General features: G+C 70.8%; 20 protein-coding genes. 14 read left to right on the top strand and 6 right to left on the bottom strand.

Going from position 1 to position 18,505, the window contains the following annotated elements; genetic code table 11:
• Positions 1 to 40 precede the first annotated feature (40 nt).
• Genes OG505_RS31595 through OG505_RS31585 form a run of 3 tightly spaced genes read left to right on the top strand, consistent with a single transcriptional unit; the run spans position 41 to position 3,852 of the window.
• Positions 41 to 847 (top strand): hypothetical protein, encoded by an 807-nt coding sequence (locus OG505_RS31595; protein WP_405429601.1) that lies wholly within the window; start codon positions 41 to 43, stop codon positions 845 to 847.
• Positions 848 to 859: 12 nt separating this feature from the next.
• Positions 860 to 2,788 carry a fumarate reductase/succinate dehydrogenase flavoprotein subunit gene (locus OG505_RS31590; protein WP_405429600.1) on the top strand — a complete coding sequence of 643 codons (1,929 nt, stop codon included), beginning with the start codon at positions 860 to 862 and terminating at the stop codon, positions 2,786 to 2,788.
• A complete protein-coding gene (locus OG505_RS31585; protein WP_405429599.1) occupies positions 2,785 to 3,852 on the top strand; it encodes a succinate dehydrogenase/fumarate reductase iron-sulfur subunit in 1,068 nt (355 codons plus the stop codon). Before OG505_RS31590 ends, OG505_RS31585 begins: the two co-directional genes overlap by 4 nt.
• Before the next feature lie 126 nt (positions 3,853 to 3,978).
• Here OG505_RS31585 and OG505_RS31580 read toward each other — a convergent pair whose 3' ends face one another.
• Complete coding sequence (locus OG505_RS31580) at positions 3,979 to 4,419, bottom strand: (deoxy)nucleoside triphosphate pyrophosphohydrolase (RefSeq protein WP_405429598.1); 441 nt, start codon at positions 4,417 to 4,419, stop codon at positions 3,979 to 3,981.
• 183 nt (positions 4,420 to 4,602) lie between these two features.
• On the opposite strand from OG505_RS31580, the gene OG505_RS31575 reads away from it, so the two are divergent.
• Positions 4,603 to 4,911, top strand: a complete 309-nt coding sequence (locus tag OG505_RS31575; protein WP_354857066.1) for a 4a-hydroxytetrahydrobiopterin dehydratase — start codon at positions 4,603 to 4,605, stop codon at positions 4,909 to 4,911.
• On the opposite strand, the gene OG505_RS31570 is transcribed toward OG505_RS31575, so the two are convergent.
• Both OG505_RS31570 and OG505_RS31565 read right to left on the bottom strand, forming a co-directional pair.
• Positions 4,898 to 5,311 (bottom strand): VOC family protein, encoded by a 414-nt coding sequence (locus OG505_RS31570; RefSeq protein ID WP_405429597.1) that lies wholly within the window; start codon positions 5,309 to 5,311, stop codon positions 4,898 to 4,900. The two genes, OG505_RS31575 and OG505_RS31570, sit on opposite strands and share 14 nt — an antisense overlap.
• A gap of 5 nt (positions 5,312 to 5,316) precedes the next feature.
• Positions 5,317 to 5,670 (bottom strand): DUF1801 domain-containing protein, encoded by a 354-nt coding sequence (locus tag OG505_RS31565; RefSeq protein WP_405429596.1) that lies wholly within the window; start codon positions 5,668 to 5,670, stop codon positions 5,317 to 5,319.
• 113 nt (positions 5,671 to 5,783) lie between these two features.
• Between OG505_RS31565 and OG505_RS31560 the strand changes: the two genes are divergently transcribed.
• The 4 genes from OG505_RS31560 (at position 5,784) to OG505_RS31545 (ending at position 8,705) form a co-directional block, all read left to right on the top strand.
• Positions 5,784 to 6,743, top strand: a complete 960-nt coding sequence (locus OG505_RS31560; protein ID WP_405429595.1) for a LysR family transcriptional regulator — start codon at positions 5,784 to 5,786, stop codon at positions 6,741 to 6,743.
• Positions 6,697 to 7,059 (top strand): PH domain-containing protein, encoded by a 363-nt coding sequence (locus OG505_RS31555; protein WP_030337500.1) that lies wholly within the window; start codon positions 6,697 to 6,699, stop codon positions 7,057 to 7,059. The genes OG505_RS31560 and OG505_RS31555 overlap by 47 nt, the downstream gene beginning before the upstream one ends.
• 231 nt (positions 7,060 to 7,290) lie before the next feature.
• The gene (locus OG505_RS31550) at positions 7,291 to 8,022 is read left to right on the top strand and encodes a class I SAM-dependent methyltransferase (protein ID WP_405429594.1); all 732 of its coding nucleotides are present in this window, start codon (positions 7,291 to 7,293) and stop codon (positions 8,020 to 8,022) included.
• Between the two features lie 281 nt (positions 8,023 to 8,303).
• On the top strand, positions 8,304 to 8,705 hold the full coding sequence (locus tag OG505_RS31545) for a hypothetical protein (protein WP_405429593.1): 402 nt from the start codon (positions 8,304 to 8,306) through the stop codon (positions 8,703 to 8,705).
• Positions 8,706 to 8,939: 234 nt separating this feature from the next.
• Here OG505_RS31545 and ychF read toward each other — a convergent pair whose 3' ends face one another.
• The 3 genes from ychF to OG505_RS31530 all read right to left on the bottom strand — a co-directional run bounded on the left by ychF (position 8,940) and on the right by OG505_RS31530 (position 11,396).
• Positions 8,940 to 10,025, bottom strand: a complete 1,086-nt coding sequence (gene ychF, locus OG505_RS31540) for a redox-regulated ATPase YchF (protein ID WP_405429592.1) — start codon at positions 10,023 to 10,025, stop codon at positions 8,940 to 8,942.
• 69 nt (positions 10,026 to 10,094) lie between these two features.
• Complete coding sequence (locus tag OG505_RS31535) at positions 10,095 to 10,829, bottom strand: Type 1 glutamine amidotransferase-like domain-containing protein (RefSeq protein WP_405429591.1); 735 nt, start codon at positions 10,827 to 10,829, stop codon at positions 10,095 to 10,097.
• Between the two features lie 60 nt (positions 10,830 to 10,889).
• Positions 10,890 to 11,396: a hypothetical protein gene (locus OG505_RS31530; RefSeq protein WP_405429590.1), complete on the bottom strand. Its 507-nt coding sequence runs from the start codon at positions 11,394 to 11,396 to the stop codon at positions 10,890 to 10,892.
• A gap of 139 nt (positions 11,397 to 11,535) precedes the next feature.
• Here OG505_RS31530 and OG505_RS31525 point away from each other — a divergent pair, with 139 nt between their 5' ends.
• The 6 genes from OG505_RS31525 to OG505_RS31500 all read left to right on the top strand — a co-directional run bounded on the left by OG505_RS31525 (position 11,536) and on the right by OG505_RS31500 (position 18,500).
• The gene (locus OG505_RS31525; protein WP_405434831.1) at positions 11,536 to 12,045 is read left to right on the top strand and encodes a SigE family RNA polymerase sigma factor; all 510 of its coding nucleotides are present in this window, start codon (positions 11,536 to 11,538) and stop codon (positions 12,043 to 12,045) included.
• Positions 12,042 to 12,539: a hypothetical protein gene (locus tag OG505_RS31520; RefSeq protein ID WP_405429589.1), complete on the top strand. Its 498-nt coding sequence runs from the start codon at positions 12,042 to 12,044 to the stop codon at positions 12,537 to 12,539. The genes OG505_RS31525 and OG505_RS31520 overlap by 4 nt, the downstream gene beginning before the upstream one ends.
• Positions 12,540 to 12,726: 187 nt before the next feature.
• Positions 12,727 to 14,199 (top strand): DNA-3-methyladenine glycosylase 2 family protein, encoded by a 1,473-nt coding sequence (locus OG505_RS31515; RefSeq protein WP_405429588.1) that lies wholly within the window; start codon positions 12,727 to 12,729, stop codon positions 14,197 to 14,199.
• On the top strand, positions 14,196 to 14,705 hold the full coding sequence (locus OG505_RS31510; protein ID WP_405429587.1) for a methylated-DNA--[protein]-cysteine S-methyltransferase: 510 nt from the start codon (positions 14,196 to 14,198) through the stop codon (positions 14,703 to 14,705). Before OG505_RS31515 ends, OG505_RS31510 begins: the two co-directional genes overlap by 4 nt.
• A 37-nt stretch (positions 14,706 to 14,742) precedes the next feature.
• Entirely contained in the window at positions 14,743 to 16,623 is a 1,881-nt protein-coding gene (locus tag OG505_RS31505) for an ABC transporter ATP-binding protein (protein ID WP_405429586.1), read from the top strand.
• Positions 16,620 to 18,500, top strand: a complete 1,881-nt coding sequence (locus OG505_RS31500; RefSeq protein ID WP_405429585.1) for an ABC transporter ATP-binding protein — start codon at positions 16,620 to 16,622, stop codon at positions 18,498 to 18,500. Before OG505_RS31505 ends, OG505_RS31500 begins: the two co-directional genes overlap by 4 nt.
• Positions 18,501 to 18,505: the final 5 nt, after the last annotated feature.

Below are 18,505 nucleotides of genomic sequence, written 5' to 3'. Positions count from 1 at the left end.
ATCAGCCCGCCCGTACGGGCCCGTCGAGGAGACGACTCGAATGACTTCAACGGCAACGAGGCCGCGGAGAGCGCGGGCGCGCGCCGCCATCGCGGCGAAGACGTTGCGTACCGACCGCTGGTGGTTCGCCCCGCTGATCACGGTGATCGGGCTCAGCGCCTGGGTCGCGTACGCGACGGTCCGGGTCTTCATGCACGACTTCTACTGGGTCGCGGAGCACCACTACCTGACCCCCTTCTACTCGCCCTGCGTCACGGAGCGGTGCATCGAGGGCGCCTCGCACTTCGGCCGGTTCCTGCCGGGCTGGTGGATCATCCCGGACGCCGCGCTGACCCTGCCGTTCCTGCTGCTGTTCCGGCTCACCTGCTACTACTACCGCAAGGCGTACTACCGGTCGTTCTGGCTGTCGCCGCCGGCCTGCGCCGTGCCGGACGGCCACAAGGAGTACGGCGGGGAGACCCGCTTCCCGCTGCTCGGCCAGAACCTGCACCGCTACTTCTTCTACGCCGCCGTGATCATCTCGCTGATCAACTCCTGGGACGCGGTTCTCGCCTTCCACTCGCCGAAGGGCTTCGGCTTCGGGCTGGGCAACATCATCCTGCTGTTCAACGTGGTGATGCTCTGGGCGTACACGATCTCCTGCCACTCCTGCCGGCACATCATCGGCGGGCGGCTCAAGCACTTCTCCAAGCACCCGGTGCGCTACCGGGCCTGGACCTTCGTCTCGGCGTTGAACGTCCGGCACATGCAGCTCGCCTGGATCACCCTCGGCACCCTCGCGCTGACCGACTTCTACGTCATGGCGCTCGCGGCCGGCTGGTTCCCCGACCTGCGGTTCATCAACTAAAGGGCCCCTGACATGACCACTACCACTCGCATCGAACGACACCACTACGACGTCGTCGTCATCGGGGCCGGCGGCGCCGGCCTGCGCGCGGCCATCGAGGCCCGGCTCGCCGGCAAGAAGACCGCGATCATCTCCAAGTCGCTGTTCGGCAAGGCGCACACGGTGATGGCCGAGGGCGGCGCCGCCGCCGCGATGGGCAACGTGAACAGCCGGGACAGCTGGCAGGTGCACTTCCGCGACACCATGCGCGGCGGCAAGTTCCTCAACAACTTCCGGATGGCCGAGCTGCACGCGAAGGAGTCGCCGCAGCGGATCTGGGAGCTGGAGACGTACGGGGCGCTCTTCGACCGCACCAAGGACGGCAAGATCTCCCAGCGCAACTTCGGCGGGCACGAGTATCCCCGACTGGCGCACGTGGGCGACCGGACCGGCCTGGAGCTGATCCGCACCCTCCAGCAGAAGATCGTCTCGCTTCAGCAGGAGGACAAGCGCGAGTTCGGCTCGTACGACGCCCGGATCCGGGTGTTCTCCGAGACGACCATCACCGAGCTGCTGCTCGACGGCGACCGGGTCGCGGGCGCCTTCGGCTACTACCGCGAGTCCGGCGAGTTCATCCTCTTCGAGGCGCCGGCCGTGGTGCTGGCCACCGGCGGCGTCGGACGCTCCTACAAGGTCACCTCGAACTCGTGGGAGTACACCGGGGACGGGCACGCGTTGGCGCTGCGCGCCGGGGCGACGCTGATCAACATGGAGTTCCTCCAGTTCCACCCGACCGGCATGGTCTGGCCGCCCTCGGTCAAGGGCATCCTGGTCACCGAATCGGTGCGTGGTGACGGTGGCGTCCTGAAGAACTCCGAGGGCAAGCGGTTCATGTTCGACTACGTCCCCGACGTCTTCCGCAAGCAGTACGCGGAGACCGAGGAGGAGGCGGACCGCTGGTACACCGACCCGGACAACAACCGGCGTCCACCGGAGCTGCTGCCCCGCGACGAGGTGGCCCGCGCGATCAACAGTGAGGTCAAGGCCGGTCGGGGCTCCCCCGCGGGCGGCGTCTTCCTGGACATCGCGAGCCGGCGCTCGGCCGAGGAGATCCGCCGCCGACTGCCGTCGATGTACCACCAGTTCAAGGAGCTGGCCGACGTCGACATCACGGCCGAGCCGATGGAGGTCGGGCCGACCTGCCACTACGTGATGGGTGGCGTAGAAGTGGACCCGGACTCGGGTGCCGCCTTCGGCCACGTACGCGGTCTGTTCGCCGCCGGTGAGGTCTCCGGCGGTATGCACGGCTCCAACCGCCTCGGCGGCAACTCGCTGTCCGACCTGCTGGTGTTCGGCAAGCGGGCGGGTGGGCACGCGGCCAGCTACGCCGACGGGCTGGCCGCCCGGCCGAAGGTGGCCGTGGACGCGGTCGAGGCGGCCGTGGAGACCGCCCTGGCGCCGCTGCAACGGGACACCGGCGAGAGCCCGTACACCCTTCAGCAGGACCTCCAGGCGGTCATGGGGGATTTAGTCGGAATCATCCGACGCGAGGGCGAGCTGGCCGACGCGCTGGTGCGACTGGCCGAGCTGCGCGAGCGGGTGGCCAAGGTGAGCGCCGCCGGCGGCCGGCGCTACAACCCGGGCTGGCACCTGGCCCTGGACCTGCGCAACATGCTGGTGGTCTCGGAGTGCACCGCGAAGGCGGCGCTGGAGCGGCAGGAGTCGCGCGGCGGGCACACCCGCGAGGACTATCCGGCGATGGAACCGAAGTGGCGGCAGGTCAACCTGGTCTGCTCGCTGGACGGCGACAGCGTACGGCTGACCCGCAAGCCGCTGCCGAAGATGCGGGCGGAGCTGATCAGCCTCTTCGACCGGGCCGAGCTGGCCAAGTACCTCACCGACGAGGAGCTCGCCGACTTCGACGCTTCCGTCGCCGACGCTGGAGAGGCGGACAACCGATGAGCGCGAAGCGTCAGTTCCGGATCTGGCGGGGCGACGAGACTGGCGGCGACCTGCAGGATTACATGGTCGAGGTGAACGAGGGCGAGGTCGTCCTCGACGTCATCCACCGCCTCCAGGCCACCGACGCGCCCGACCTGGCCTGCCGGTGGAACTGCAAGGCCGGCAAGTGCGGCTCCTGCTCGATGGAGATCAACGGCAAGCCGCGGCTGGGCTGCATGACCCGGATGTCGACCTTCGGCGAGGACGAGACGGTCACGGTGACCCCGCTGCGCACCTTCCCGGTCATCCGGGACCTGGTCACCGACGTCTCGTTCAACTACGAGAAGGCGCGGGAGACCCCGGCGTTCGCCCCTCCGGCGGACGTCGCCCCGGGCGACTACCGCATGCAGCAGGTCGACGTCGAGCGCTCGCAGGAGTTCCGCAAGTGCATCGAGTGCTTCCTGTGCCAGACCGTCTGCCACGTGATCCGCGACCACGAGGAGAACAAGCAGGCGTTCTCCGGCCCGCGGTACTTCATCCGGGCAGCCGAGCTGGACATGCACCCGCTGGACGCCCGGACCGACCGCAAGGAGTACGCGCAGGCCGAACAGGGCCTCGGTTTCTGCAACATCACCAAGTGCTGCACCGAGGTCTGCCCCGAGCACATCAAGATCACCGACAACGGGATCATCCCCATGAAGGAACGCGTCGTCGACCGCAGGTACGATCCCCTTGTGTGGCTTGGTAGCAAGATCTTCCGTCGGGGCGAGACGCCCCAGACCAGCGTGACCACCGCCCGTCAGGGCTCGGCGACGTCGTCGGGTGCGACCCGGGGCGGGGTGCACTCGCACGCGGGTGGCTCGCACGACCAGCGGGCCGAGGCGCAGGCGCAGTCCGGCGTCAACTGGGACCGGGAGGTGCCCCACCCGACCGCGCCGGCGGTGGACGACCGGGGCAGGCTGCCGCTGACCGAGCTCACCTTCGACCGGGCCGCCGCGCCGTCGCCGTTCGGCGACGACGTGACCTTCCCGCTGCCTCCGGAGCACCTCAACTTCGCGCACCCGGATCAGGACGACAAGCACTGAGCACGACCACCCGAACGGGGGCCCCGGCTGCCGCCGAGGCCCCCGTTCACATACCCCCACCCCCCGCCCCGTTGATCATGAAGTTATTGCCCTAGCGACCGGCGTGTCGCCGCAATAGCTTCATGATCAACGAGCGAGGAGGCGGGGGCGCAGGGCGGCGACGATGGGTGCGTCGGCGGGGAGCCAGGTGACCGAGTCCAGCTCGTCGGCGGCGAGCCAGCGCAGCGCCTGGTGCTCCAGCGCCAGCGGCTCGTCGTCGTGCAACAGGCGGGCCGCGTACACCTTGAGCACCGAGCGTCCGTGCGCCATCCGGACGTTGCGGCCGACCCGGTCGCCGACCTCCACGCGTACGGCCAACTCCTCGGCGCACTCCCGGATCAGCGCCTCGGCCTCCCCCTCCCCCGGCTCGACCTTCCCGCCGGGGAACTCCCACATTCCGGCCACCTCGGGCGGGGCGGAGCGCGCACACGCGAGCACCCGTCCGTCCCGGATGATCGCCGCTCCCACGATCACCTTCGGGTCCCGTCGTTCGGCCTGCCCGCCGCCATTAGCCCGTTCGGTCTGCACGGGCGTCCAGGGTGCCAGATCAATCGGCGGTTTGGGTACCGACGCCATCCGCTAGGCCAATAGAACACGGAAGTGTGGGCGTGGACACCTTTACCGAGCGACGACAGACTAGAAGGCACCGACAAGACACGGGATGGCGACGATTTGGCCACAAGCCGGCAACGGCGCTTGGGGGGTGCGGTGATGCGCGTGCTGTTCAACAGCCGAGCCAAGCACGACTACCTGTCCGACGCGTTGACCTTGCTAACCGGTTGGACGCGGGAGGGTGAACAGATCCGGCGGACGCTCGTGATCGACGATACCCAACACGCGGCGCTGACTGAACGGGTCAAGGTCGTCGCCGACGCTCTGCACCTGCGTCCCGAGATCAGCCGCCGGTCCGACAGCACCCAGATCCGGGTCGGGCACGGCAACGACGAGCCGCTGACCGAGGGCGAGGTCCTGCTGGCCGCCCGCATCGAGGACGCCTACCGCGCGGTCACCGAGGCCTGAGGGCCGCGTCCCGGACCACCTCCGCATCCTGGGGATACCAGCGCAGCTCCACCGAGTTGCCGTCCGGGTCCCGCACGTAGATCGAGGTCGCCACACCGCGGGCACCGAACCGGCTGACCGGGCCGGCCGACACCGTGAAAGCCCCCGAGTCGATCACCTGCGCCCAGTCCAGTGGTGCCACCACCAGGCAGAAATGGTCCAGGTTCGCACCCTGCCGGTCACCGCGGACGAGGTCGATGATGCTCTCCGGGCCGATCCGCGCGGACGGAAACGGTGCGGTGCCGGCCCGCCACTCGTCGACCCGTACGGGTTCCAGCCCGAGCCGGCCGCAGTAGAAGTCCAGCGCCCGCTCCACATCGGCGACGGTCAGCACCAGATGGTCGAACCCGGTAACCCGCACCGTGCTCACTCCTTTTCCAACGTGGCCGCGGCGTGGAGCCAGTCGGTGAACAGCGCCGGGTCGACGTCCGCAAGCTCGTGCAGCTTCACCGCCGCCATCGCCCGTGCGCCGGGCACCAGTCGCCGGGACGGATCGGTGATCTCCTGCCCGCGCCACAACCCGAAGGTGACGTCCGTCCGGTACGCCTTGAGCAGGCAGACCGGACGCAGTCCTGGCCGGTCGCCCAGGCTCCAGACCGGGTGGCCGTGCCACATCGCGCCGGTCGCCCCGGGCAGGGCCGCCGCGATGACGGGTGTCAGCTTCTCCCCGATCTCGCGCAGCGGGCCGGGCAGGCCGGCCAAATAGTCGTCGACGGTCATCGCGTAGCCCTTCGGTCGGTGGTTTGTTGCCGTTGACGATCCGCCAACGGGGGACGCCGACCAAGACCTCATACCGCTACGATCGTTGCCCTCAGGTCAACGGTGGGAGTCAGGTGCTGGAGCGGTACGAGATCGAGACGTTCCTGACCCTCGCTGAGGAGCTGCACTTCGGCCGGACCGCCGAGCGGCTGGGCATCAGCACCGGCCGCGTCAGCCACGTGATCAAGAAGTTGGAGCGCCAGATCGGTGCGCCGCTGTTCGCCCGGACCAGTCGCGTCGTCCAGCTCACCCCGATCGGGCGGCAGCTCGCCGACGACCTGGCCCCAATGGTGGCCGGGATCAACGAGGCGGTCCGACGTGCGGTCGACGCCGGGCGGGGCATCACCGGGACACTGCGGGTCGCGTTCCTCGGCGAGTGGACCGCGCCGGTGCTGCTGCGGGCGGTTGCCCTGTTCACCGAGCGACACCCCGACTGCCAGGTCGAGGTGCACGAGGCGCAGCTGTCCACCACCCGTTCCGGTTTGCTGGACGGCTCGACCGACGTACTCATCGCCTCGTTCCCCTTCGACGAGATGGCCGCCGGTCCGGCGCTGCTCTCCGAGGACCGGGTGCTGGCGGTCGCGGCGGGCCATCCCCTCACCCGGGAACGGTCCGTGTCGCTGGAGGTGCTCGCCGACCACCCGGTTGTGCAGTACCCGACCGTGACCTCGGTGGAGTTCAAACGGGACCGCACACCGGAGCACACCCCGTCCGGCCGACCGGTGCCGAAGGGTCCCTGCGGGAACACCTTCTCCGAGATGTTGTCGCTGGTCGCACTGGGCCGGGGCGTACTGCCGGTGGGCGAGCACACGCGGCGCTACTATCCCCGCCCCGACGTGGCGTACGTGCCGATCCACGACGCGCCGCCGATCAAACGAGGGCCGGTCTGGCTGCCCAGCAACACCACTTTCCGGGTACGCGAGTTCGTCCGCGCTGCGGCCGACGCGAACGCCGGCCCGTTGGCACCGGCTTTCTACCCTGGATCACATGGCGAACATCGCGTACGACCGCAAAGAGCAGGTCCAGCAGATTGAGAGTGGCCTCCTCGAAGGCGAGCAGATCATCGCCGTCTACGACGCCGTCGGCACCGGCACCGGGTTCATCGGGCTGACCGACCGCCGCGTGATCATCCAGGACCGGTCCTTCGTCGGGAAGCGGTTCGCGATCACCAGCATCCCGTACTCGAAGATCACCAGCGTGAGCGTGGTCAGCAACAAGTCGTGGGGTGGATCGTTCTTCTCCACCGGCGCCATCGCCATCCACGTCGGCACGCACACCTATGAGGTGGAGTTCCGCGGCGCGCAGAAGAGCCACCACGTGCACAACGTGATCCTGCACCACATCTCCTGACCCTGCGACCGTGGGCCCGGCGGGCGAAATTGCCTTGCCGGGCCCACGGCGTCTCTGGTGTCCTCGGTCCACAGCCGCGCGAAAGGAGCAGCCGACATGCCCCACTCGACGAAGTCCCTCCGACCCGACCTCATCCGATCCGAGGAATCGAGACTTCGTGAGCAGAACTGCTCCCCTGATCCCGGCGCTGCGGTGCGCCGCTGACCTTTTGACCCGAACCGGAGGCCGCTGATGTCGGTCTTCGACGATCCCGGCCTCTTCGGCCGGTTGTGGTCCGCCGGCTACGACAGCGGGACCAATCCCGATCCCCTGCCGGCCGTGGACTTCCTGGCCGATCTGGCCGACGGCGGCCCGGTCCTCGAACTGGCGATCGGCACCGGCCGCGTCGCGCTGCCACTGGCGGAGCGTGGCCTCAGCGTGCACGGCATCGAGGGGTCCGAGGAGATGCTGGCGCAGATGCGGGCCAAGCCCGGCGGCGACCAGATCCCCGCGGTCGTCGGCGACATGGCCGACGTAAATGTGCGGGGCCCGTTCCGCCTGGCGTACCTGGTCTTCAACACGCTGTTCAACCTGGTGGACGCCGAGCGGCAGGCGGACTGTTTCCGCAACGTCGCCCGGGTGCTGTCGCCGGGCGGAGCGTTCGTCATCGAGACGTTCGTACCCGACCCGCGCAGCTTTGACGCCGATGAGCAGGTGCAGGTCCGCGAGGTGACCGAGGACTCGGCGACGATCCGACTGCACCGGTACGACCGGCCGGCGCAGCGGTTCATCCGGCAGACGATCACCTTCGACGGTGACGGTGTGCACCTGAAGCCGTTCGCCATGCGCTACGCCTGGCCGCACCAGATCGACGAGATGGCGCGGCAGGCCGGGCTCCGGCTCACCGAGCGGTACGCCGACTGGCACCGCCGACCGTTCACCGCGGACAGCCCTTCGCACATCTCCGTCTACCGCGCGGAGTAGCGGCGGTACAGCGTGCGGCGTCCCGGCCCACTGTCGGTGAGCATCGCCGGGCCAGGTCACGCGATCTCAGCGGCCATCCTTTCTGGTTGCTTGCCGACGAACGATCGCGCGGAGTCGGCCGGACCAAACAAAGGCGGAAACCGCTGGGCTCATTCATTCGGATCCACCAACAGAACCCCTGGTCAAGCCATGTTTATCGATCCGTTACCAAGAGCGGACTTCGTAGACACAGCGCGACCTATACGGTCAAACTTAGAACACGTACAGATAAGGAGTAATTCATGAGGAAAGCAACGGCGAAGCGACTCGCAGCGGCGGGTGGGGCATTCACACTCGCGTTTTCCGGCATTCTTTCTATCGCGGCACCGGCATCCGCAGCGGTCGAATCCGTGCCGAGCGCAGCGGCGAACGAGACGGGCGCCGTACTGACGGACGTCGGAATCATGGCCTCATGCTCGGACTGGACGCCGCATATGAGGCGAGTCATCGTCGGTAGCGCTGCGGTACACACCAGCTATTCGGGGTCGTCCCCGGTGATCGCCCACTGGAAGTCCAAGACGCTTTTCCGTATCGACAAGCGCTGTGTGAACGATGCCGGAAACCTGTGGTGGCACTCCGACTGCTGCACCGGCGTCAAGGGCTGGATCTGGAACGACTACACCGAGTTCGCCCACTACAACTAACAGCGTCCACCGATAGGCGCAGCAACGACGGGGTGATCAGGTAACAGCGCAGGTGATCACCTGCGATTGGCCGCACACCCGAAGGTGAAGTGGTCGGGGCGACAAGGTGGAACGTCCTGCCGGACATCCAACCTTGTCGCCCCGGCCCCTCGGGTCTTGGTCCCACCCTCACCTCGCGCCTGGCGCGGATCGAAAGGCAGTCCGCGCCGCAGTCCCTGCGGCAACGAGCTGGATTCAGACGTTGAAACGGAACTCCACCACGTCGCCGTCCTGCATGACGTACTCCTTGCCCTCGATGCGGACCTTGCCCGCCGCCTTGGCCGCCGCCATCGAACCGTGCTCGACCAGGTCGTTGTAGGAGACCACCTCGGCCTTGATGAATCCGCGCTGGAAGTCCGAGTGGATGACACCCGCGGCCTCCGGCGCGGTGGCGCCGACCGGGACGGTCCAGGCGCGCGCTTCCTTGGGGCCGGCCGTGAGGTACGTCTGGAGCCCGAGCGTACGGAAGCCGACGCGGACGAGCTGGTTGAGGCCGGGCTCGTTCTGCCCGATCGACTCCAGCAGCTCGCGGGCCTCCTCCTCGGGCAGGTCCACCAGCTCTGATTCGATCTTGGCGTCCATGAAGACGGCCTCGGCGGGGGCGACCAGGGCACGCAGCTCGTCGAGGAACGTCTCGTTGGCCAGCTCGGCCTCGTCGACGTTGAAGACGTACAGGAAGGGCTTGGTGGTGAGCAGGTGCAGCTCGCGCAGGTGCTCCAGCTCGATCTTCGCGGCGGCGGCCCCGGAGTAGAGGGTGGTGCCGCCGTCGAGCACCTCGATCGCGGCCTTCGCGGCGGCGACCGCAGCGGCCCGGTCCTTGCGGAGCTTGGCCTCCTTCTCCAACCGGGGCAGCGCCTTGTCCAGGGTCTGCAGGTCGGCGAGGATCAGCTCGGTGTTGATCGTCTCGATGTCGTCGGCCGGGGAGACCTTGCCGTCGACGTGCACCACGTTCGGGTCGGAGAAGGCCCGGACCACCTGGCAGATCGCCGAGGCGTCGCGGATGTTGGCCAGGAAGGCGTTGCCCCGCCCCTGCCCCTTCGACGCGCCCCGGACCAGGCCGGCGATGTCGACGAACGACACCGGGGCGGGCAGCACCTTCTGCGAGGAGAAGATCTCGGCCAGCTTGCCCAGCCGCTCGTCGGGCAGCCCGACCACGCCGACGTTGGGCTCGATGGTGGCGAACGGGTAGTTCGCCGCCAGCACGTCGTTCTTGGTCAACGCGTTGAAAAGCGTGCTCTTGCCGACGTTGGGCAGGCCGACGATGCCGATGGAAAGACTCACGACCGGCCAGCTTACGCCGGTGCCGACCGGGCCGGTCCAGGCGGCTCCGATCTGGCCGCGCGCCGATGCTCAGCCGAGCAGGCGTGGGGCGATGACCGCCTCGCGGACGCTGCCGTCCGCGCCACGGCTGACCTCGTACGTCGAGACGCCCTCGCGGTCGGCGACCGCCTCGACCAGCCGGGTCCCCCGGTAGATGAGGCCGACCCCGTCGTCGGTGCAGTGGCTGGTCGGCAGCCTGCCGTCGCCGACCAGTTCGTGCATCGACGGGCGGCGCTGGGCCTCGCTGTCGTAGTGCACGCCGTTGCCGTACGGCAGCCAGCCCAACGCCTCGGTGAACCCGCGCAGGCGGGGGCCGAAGCTGTCGGTGGCGCCGCCCACGTGCCAGCAGATCGAGCCGGCCGAGACGCCGGCCAGCACCACGCCGGCCTGCCAGCACTCGTGCAGGATCTCGTCGAGCCCGTGCACCCGCCAGATTGCGACGAGGTTGGCGACGCTGCCGCCGCCGACCCAGATCACGTCCTGGGCGAGCAGGTGGGCGCGGACGTCGTCGACGTTCGGCATCGGGAACAGCGCGAGGTGCGACAGGCGGAACCGGGTGTCGGCGAACGCGCCGAAGACGGCGGCGAACGAGGTGGGCTGGTCGCCGACGGCCTGCCCGAGGTAGCAGATCCGCGGCTGCGGACCGGCCTCGGCCAGCTCGGCGGCCAGCTCGAAGATCGGGCCGGGGCGCAGGTCGGCCGGGCCGCGGTCGCCCCGGAAGAAGCCCATGCTGGTGGCGAGGATGGTCGGGTCGCTGGCGGGCATCGGGGCGTCCTTCCGTCGGGGCGGTACCGCGTCATCCTGCCGCAGCCACGGGGAAGCCGGTCACGCGCCCGCGTGCCGGCCGCTGCGCTGGCGGGGCACCTCGACCTCCGGCCAGTGGCCCTCGGGCGGCCGGTCGGCCGGGGGCAGTTGCGCCGCGGCGGCACGGGGCAGGGTGAACCGGTCGGCGGCGGCCGGGCCGGCCGAGAACGACTCGCGCAGCATCCAGCGCACCTCGTCGGCCGTCCAGCCCAACTCGGCCCGCGCGGCGATCTCGCGCACCAACCGCCGACCGACGCGGGTGTCGTCGTCGTAGAAGCGCATGCACCAGTGGTGGGTCCACATCCCGAGCGCGCGCAGGCCCGCGTCGTCGAGTGAGCCGACCAACCGGCCACAGGCGGTGTCGGCGAAGACCTGCTCGGGGTCGGCCGCCCGGTCCCGTTCGATGGCGCCGACGGCGGCCGGCGCGACGGCCCGCATCCGGCGGTAGAAGGACTGTGCCACCGCGCGGGGCAGCGGCGGGAACGCGCCCGGTGTCGACGCCGCCGCCCAACCCGCCACGCTCGTCATGTCCCGCATCCCTTCTTCAGTTGGTGGCCGGACGGTACCCGTCACGACCGACACTCTCGGGCCGGAAAAACACCCCGGATCGCGGATAGCGACGATGACCTGGGGCGTCTGTATGGGTGACAACGAAACGGGGTGGTGGGTGGACGAGGACGAACGCGCTCGGCTGGCCGAGTTCGTCAGCAGCCGGACACCGGCGCTGATGCGGGTCGCGTACCTGCTGACCGGGGACCGCAACGCCGCCGAGGACCTGTTCCAGTCGGCGTTGGCGCGGACCATCCCGAAGTGGGAGACCATCCGACACGCCGATCCCGAGGGATATCTGCGCGTGGTGATGTACCGCGAGCAGATCAGCTGGTGGAGGCGACTTCGCCGACGGCGGGAGACACCGCTCAACCCGGCCGACGAGCCGGTCGGCGCCGACCCGAGCGGTGGCTCCGACGTACGGCTGGCGATGCGTGCCGCGCTGCGCCAGCTGCCACCGGCACAGCGGACGGTGGTGGTCCTGCGCTACTACGAGGACCTACCCGAAGCCCGGGTGGCCGAGCTGCTCGGCTGCTCGGTGGGCACCGTGCGCAGCCGTACGCATCGGGCGGTCGAGCGGCTGCGCGACCTGCTGCCGGAGATCGAGTTGCTGGAGGTACGGCGATGATCGATCCCATCGAGAGCCTCATCCGATCCACCCTCACCGACCTGGCCGAGGAGGCACCGATCGTGCATGACCAGTTGAACCGAGCGGAAGGGCGGGTCCGCAACAGACGCCGCGCCACGGTGACGATGGGGGCGGTGGGCACGCTCGCGGCGATCCTGATCGCGGCTCCGATCGCCCTGGCCGCGAGCGGCTCGGACGGGCCTCCGCCAGCCGTGCCGAGCCCAGCGGGCCCGGCGGCCGTACCCAGCCCGCCCGGCGTGCCGAGCCCGCCCGACCTACCGGCTACGGGGCCGTTGCCGGCGACCTCGAACGAGCCGGGACTCCCCGGCGTGCCGAGCAGGCCGGACCAGCCCGCCCCGCCGGGTGTCCCAGGCCAGCCGGACGAGCAGGGGCCGACCACGGGTGGTGCGCCGGGCGTTCCGAGCCCGCCGGCCCCCCCGACGATCAAGCCCACCCCGCCCGGGCCGATCACGGGGCCCAGCCCCGCGAGGTGATCGGGTCCGGTCCGACCGAGGTGATCTCCACGCCTCGGTCGGACCGGCCCGAACGCCCTCGTCGGCGAGTGGTCGGACGGAGATTGCGGTCACTACGACCGGACACATGTCCCCGACCGTGCGGGGCGCACGCCGAGGTCCGATTCCCGCCAGTCGACGGTGCACCGAGCGAGGCATCATCGGTGACGTGGAGATGGACTTCGAGCGGTGCTACCGGGCGGTGGACAGCCGTGACCAGCGGTTCGACGGCTGGTTCTACACCGGCGTGACGTCCACCGGCATCTACTGCCGGCCGTCCTGCCCGGCGACCACCCCCAAGCGGCAGAACGTCCGGTTCTTTCCGTCCGCCGCCGCCGCGCAGGGGGCCGGGCTGCGCGCCTGCCGCCGCTGCCGGCCGGACGCCGCGCCCGGCTCGCCCCAGTGGGACGTCCGCGCCGACGTGGTCGGCCGGGCGATGCGGCTGATCGCCGACGGGGTGGTCGACCGGGACGGCGTGCCCGGTCTGGCCGCCCGTCTCGGCTACACCGAACGGCACCTGCACCGGATGTTGCGCGCCGAGATGGGTGCCGGACCGCTCGCGCTGGCCCGGGCCCAGCGGGCGCAGACCGCCCGGATCCTGATCGAGACGACCGGCCTCGGCATGGCCGAGATCGCGTTCGCCGCCGGGTTCGGCAGCGTGCGGCAGTTCAACGACACGGTCCGCGAGGTGTACGCGAGCGCGCCGTCCGAGCTGCGGACGGCCCGTGGCCGGCATCCGGCGGCGATCGGGGCGGGAACCATCACGCTCCGGCTGGCGTACCGTCCGCCGCTGCACGCCCGGGCGCTGCTGGACTTCCTCGCGGTGCGCGCGCTGCCCGGGGTGGAGGAGGTTCGCGACGGGACGTACCACCGGGGGTTGCGGTTGCCGCACGGCGCCGGCCAGGTGGCGTTGACCCCGGCGGACGGGCACGTGGCGGCGACGCTGCGCCTTGCCGACCTACGTGACCTCGCGCCGGCGGTGGCCCGCTGCCGGCGCCTGCTCGATCTGGACGCGGACCCGGTCGCGGTCGACGCCACGCTCGCGGCGGACCCGGCGCTGACCCGGGCGGTGGCCGCCGAGCCCGGCATCCGCGTCCCCCGCGCAGTCGACGGCTTCGAGATGGCCGTCCGCGCGATCATCGGCCAGCAGGTCTCCGTCACCTCCGCGAGAACAACCCTCACCCGCCTCCTGGCCGCCCGCGTTGATCATGAAGTTGTTGCCTCCGACGACGGCGTGTCGCGACTACAACTTCATGATCAACGGACTGACCTGCGGGGGTTTCTCAGCCCTGAGGAGGTTCTGGCCCTTCCGGACGGCGCGTTTGGGATGCCCGTTCGGCGGCGGGAGACCATTCGTGGGCTCGCCCTCGCCGTGGCGGACGGGACGGTGGACCTGGCGCCGGGTGGTGACCGGGAGGAGACCGTACGGCGACTGCTCGCGCTGCCCGGCATCGGCCCGTGGACCGCCAGTTACCTCGCCATGCGCGCCCTCGGCGACCCGGACGTCCTCCTCGACACCGACCTCGCGATCCGCCGCGGCGCAGCAGCGCTCGGCCTGCCCGAGGAGACCCTCACGGCGCACGCCGAACGGTGGCGCCCCTGGCGGTCCTACGCCACGATCAGACTCTGGAGAGCGGCATGAGCATCGACAGCACCGTGCTGACCACCCCGACCGGCCCGCTGAGCATCCTCGCCGGCAGCGACGGCGAGGTCCTGGCGGCCGGTTTCACCCCGGACCCGGCGGCGCTGCTGCCCCTGATCCACCCGACCCTGCGGGCGCCGCTGCGGCAACGCGCCGACCTCGGGCCGGCGACCGCGGCCGTCCGGTCCTACCTGGACGGCGACCTCACCGCCATCGACTCGGTGCCGGTACGGCAACACACCGGCGGCGAGTTCATGGCGCACGCCTGGCAGGTGCTGCGGGAGGTTCCGCCGGGCACCCCGGTCACCTACACGGGGTACGCGGCGCTGGCCGGCCGGCCACCGGCGGTGCGCGCCGCTGCGGCGGCCTGCGCCCGCAACGCGGCGGCGCTCTTCGTGCCCTGCCACCGGGTGCTGCGCACCGACGGCACGCTCGGCGGCTACCGCTGGGGGCTGGACGTCAAGAAGTGGCTTCTCGGTCATGAGCGGCGGTTGACGGGAAGCTGACAGCAGCATCGACACCTATTGACGCTACCGTCGGGTAGTGCCTGTGGAGAGCGACGGCGATCGGGCCGCCCCGGTCGCCGCGGGCCGCCACCCCGTGCACAACCTCTGGCGGCTGCGCCGCTACCTGCGCCCGTACGCCGCCGAGTTCACCTGGTTGCTGGTCGCGGGCCTCGCCGGCACGGCCGCCGGGATCGCCGTACCGCTTGTGGTGCAGCGCGTGGTGGACGGGCCGGTGGCCCGGCACGAGCCCGCCGGCCTGCTCCAGCTCGGCGGCCTGGCGTTGCTGCTCGGCGTGGTCGAGGCGGTGCTCATCTTCATCCGGCGGTGGGTGCAGTCCTCCTCGGCGGTGGGCATGGAGGCGGCGCTGCGCGCCGACGTCTACGCGCACCTGCAACGGCTCCCGGCCAGCTTCCACGACCGCTGGCAGTCCGGCCAACTGCTCTCCCGGATCACCAGCGACCTGTCGGTGATCCGCCGGTTCCTCTCGTTCGGTGTCTTCTTCCTGGTGCTCAACCTGACCACCTACGTGGTGGTGGTCCTGCTGCTGATCCACCTGCACGCGGCGCTCGGGCTGCTGGTCGCGGCCAGCGCGGTGCCACTGCTGCTGATCACCCGCCGCTTCGGCCGGCACTACCACACCGCGTCCCGACGGATGCAGGACCAGCAGGGCGACGTGGCGACGCTTGTCGAGGAGACCGCGCAGGGTCTGCGCACCATGAAGGCGTACGGCCGGGGGCCCGAGCTGGCGGCCCGCTTCGCCGCCGGGACCCGGACGCTGCACGACACCGGCGTGGGCAAGGGCCGACTGCTGGCGAACACCGCGGCGCTGCTCGACCTGGTGCCCAACGTGACCCTGGGCGTGGTGCTGGTGGCCGGGGCTGCCGCCGCCGCGCAGGGCGTGCTCACCATCGGCGAACTGGTGGCGTTCGCCAGCCTCCAACTGATGCTCATCTGGCCGGTGCAGTCGCTGGGCTGGATCATCGCCAACGGTCAGGAGGCGGCCACCGCCGCGGACCGCATCCAGGAGGTGCTGGACACTCCGCCGCAGATCGTGGACGCTCCGGACGCGCGCACGCTGGCCCGCGACGCGGTCCACGGCCGGCTCCGCTTCGAACGAGTCGACTTCCGCTACCTGGGCGCCCCCACCGCCGTACTGCACGGAATCGACCTGACCATCGAACCGGGCGAGACGTTGGCCCTGGTCGGGGCCACCGGCTGCGGCAAGAGCACGCTGCTCTCCCTGGTGCCCCGGCTGCACGAGGTGACCGGCGGCCGGATCACCCTGGACGGGCACGACCTGCGCGAGCTGCGGCTGGCCTCGCTGCGCCGACTGGTCGGGGTGGCGTTCGAGGAGCCCACGCTCTTCTCCATGTCGGTGCGGGAGAACCTCACCCTGGGTCGACCGGACGCCGACGACGAGGAGGTCCGGGCGGCCCTCGCGCTGGCCCAGGCCGATTTCGCGTACGACCTGCCGTGGGGTCTGGCCACCCGGGTGGGTGAGCAGGGGTTGTCCCTCTCCGGCGGCCAGCGGCAGCGGTTGGCGTTGGCGCGGGCGGTCCTCGGCCGACCGGCGCTGCTGGTGCTCGACGACCCCCTGTCCGCCCTCGACGTGCACACCGAGGCGCTGGTGGAGGCGGCGCTACGGCAGGTCCTGCGGGCCAGCACCGCGCTCCTGGTGGTGCACCGGCCGTCGACGATCGCGCTGGCCGACCGCGTCGCCCTGCTCGACCGTGGACGGATAACCGCGATCGGTCGGCACTCGGAACTGCTGGCCAGCGTGCCCGCCTACCGGGCGTTGCTCGCCGCCGAGCCGCCGCCCGCGCAGACGGCCGGGACCACCGGCCCGGAACCGGGGCGTATCGGGCCGGCGGGACCCGGCGCGTCCACTCCGGACGGCTGGGGGCTGGTGCGCTCGTGAACTCCCCCCAGCAGGTCGACCCGCCTCCCGCCGAGGAGCCGGAGCTGACCCGCTGGCGGGGAACGGCCACCGACCCGGAGGCCGACCGGAGCCGGGCCGAGGAGACCACCCCGGAGGCGGTGGCCCGGCTGCGCCGGCACAGCCGGGCCCTGCTGGCTGATCTGCTCCGCCCGCACCGAGGGCGGCTCGCCGCGGCGGTCGGCCTGCTGCTGGCGCAGAACGCGGCCGCGATGGCCGGTCCCTACCTGGTCATGGTCGGTATCGACCGGGCCATCGCGCCGCTGCGCGCCGGGAACGCGGCCCCGCTGGCCGCCGTCGCCGGTGCGTTCGCCGTCGCCGCCGTGACCGAGTACGCGGCCCGCCGCGGTTTCCTGACCCTCTCCGCCCGGATCGGCCAGGCGGTCCTTCTCGACCTGCGGCAGCGAGTGTTCGGGCACTTCCTGCGACTGTCGGTGGGCTTTCACGAGCGGTACACGTCGGGCCGGATGGTGTCCCGACTCACCAGCGACCTGGACTCGATCGCCGAACTGGTCGACGGTGGGATCGACAGCCTGGTGCTGGCCGCGTTGTCGATCCTGTCAGTGGCCGCGATCCTGCTCTGGCTGGACCTGCCGCTGGCCGCGGTGACGCTGTTCGCGTTCCCGTTCCTGTTCTACCTCTCCCGCTGGTTCGCGCGGGCCTCGGCCGGCGCGTACCGGCGGACCCGGGAGGCCGTGGCGCTGGTCATCGTGCACTTCGTCGAGTCGATGCGGGGCATCCGAGCGGTGCAGACGTTCCGCCGGGAGCCCCGCAACCAGCGAATCTTCGTGGCGCTCGGGGACGACTACCGGCGCACCAGCCTGCACACGTTCCGGCTGATCGCCACGTACTCGCCGGCGATCAAGCTGATCGGCAACGCCACCGTCGCGGTCGTGCTCTGCTACGGCGGATGGCGGGTGCTCGGTGGGCGGACCGAGGTCGGAGTGCTCGCCGCGTTCCTTCTCTACCTGCGCCGCTTCTTCGAGCCGATGCAGGAGCTGAGCCAGTTCTACAACTCGTTGCAGTCGGCGACGGCGGCGCTGGAGAAGCTGGCCGGGGTGCTCGACGAGCGGCCCGCCGTGGCCGAACCCGCCCGGCCGGTATCGCTGCCGACCGGCCCCGGTCACGGCGAGCTGACCTTCCGGGGCGTCTCCTTCGGCTACCGCGCCGACACGCCCATCCTCGCCGGGCTGGACCTGACCGTGCCGGCCGGGCAGACGGTGGCGCTGATCGGGTCGACCGGCGCGGGCAAGTCGACGATCGCCAAGCTGGTCGCCCGGTTCCACGATCCGGACGCCGGCGCGGTCCTGCTCGACGGGATCGACCTGCGCGAGGCGGCCGACGCCGACCTGCGCCGGGCGGTCGTGCTGGTGACCCAGGAGAACCACCTGTTCAGCGGCACCGTGGCGGAGAACATCCGGTTCGGCCGGCCGGACGCCGACGACGTCGACGTGCGGGCCGCCGCCGAGGCGATCGGCGCGCACGACTTCATCGCCGCGCTGCCCGAGGGGTACGCGACGCAGGTGCACCGGCGCGGCGGCCGGCTCTCCGCCGGGCAGCGGCAACTGGTCGCGTTCGCCCGGGCGTTCCTGGCCGATCCGACCGTGCTGATCCTCGACGAGGCGACGTCGTCACTGGACGTGCCGACCGAGCGGCTCGTGCAGCGGGCGCTCGGCACCATCCTGCGGGACCGGACCGCGTTGGTGATCGCGCACCGCCTCTCCACTGTGGAGACCGCTGACCGGGTGCTCGTCCTCGACGGCGGGCACGTCGTCGAGGACGGCCCACCCGCGGTGCTGGCCGCCACCGACGGTCGCTACGCGGCCCTGCACCGGCAGTGGCGCGACTCGCTCGTGTAGAACCG

Origin of the sequence: Micromonospora sp. NBC_00617 (assembly GCF_045161355.1) — a bacterium.
GTDB lineage: Bacteria > Actinomycetota > Actinomycetes > Mycobacteriales > Micromonosporaceae > Micromonospora.
The sequence above is the reverse complement of the archived record's forward strand: the minus strand, read 5'-3'. Positions and strand labels throughout refer to the sequence as shown.

Bases quoted from the DNA above. Each gene is read 5' to 3' on its own strand.
- OG505_RS31595 (WP_405429601.1), top strand. From the start codon at position 41: ATGACTTCAACGGCAACGAGGCCGCGGAGAGCGCGGGCGCGCGCCGCC.
- OG505_RS31590 (WP_405429600.1), top strand. From the start codon at position 860: ATGACCACTACCACTCGCATCGAACGACACCACTACGACGTCGTCGTC.
- OG505_RS31585 (WP_405429599.1), top strand. From the start codon at position 2,785: ATGAGCGCGAAGCGTCAGTTCCGGATCTGGCGGGGCGACGAGACTGGC.
- OG505_RS31575 (WP_354857066.1), top strand. From the start codon at position 4,603: ATGCGCGTGCTGTTCAACAGCCGAGCCAAGCACGACTACCTGTCCGAC.
- OG505_RS31565 (WP_405429596.1), bottom strand. From the start codon at position 5,670: ATGACCGTCGACGACTATTTGGCCGGCCTGCCCGGCCCGCTGCGCGAG.
- OG505_RS31555 (WP_030337500.1), top strand. From the start codon at position 6,697: ATGGCGAACATCGCGTACGACCGCAAAGAGCAGGTCCAGCAGATTGAG.
- OG505_RS31550 (WP_405429594.1), top strand. From the start codon at position 7,291: ATGTCGGTCTTCGACGATCCCGGCCTCTTCGGCCGGTTGTGGTCCGCC.
- OG505_RS31545 (WP_405429593.1), top strand. From the start codon at position 8,304: ATGAGGAAAGCAACGGCGAAGCGACTCGCAGCGGCGGGTGGGGCATTC.
- OG505_RS31535 (WP_405429591.1), bottom strand. From the start codon at position 10,829: ATGCCCGCCAGCGACCCGACCATCCTCGCCACCAGCATGGGCTTCTTC.
- OG505_RS31530 (WP_405429590.1), bottom strand. From the start codon at position 11,396: ATGACGAGCGTGGCGGGTTGGGCGGCGGCGTCGACACCGGGCGCGTTC.
- OG505_RS31520 (WP_405429589.1), top strand. From the start codon at position 12,042: ATGATCGATCCCATCGAGAGCCTCATCCGATCCACCCTCACCGACCTG.
- OG505_RS31510 (WP_405429587.1), top strand. From the start codon at position 14,196: ATGAGCATCGACAGCACCGTGCTGACCACCCCGACCGGCCCGCTGAGC.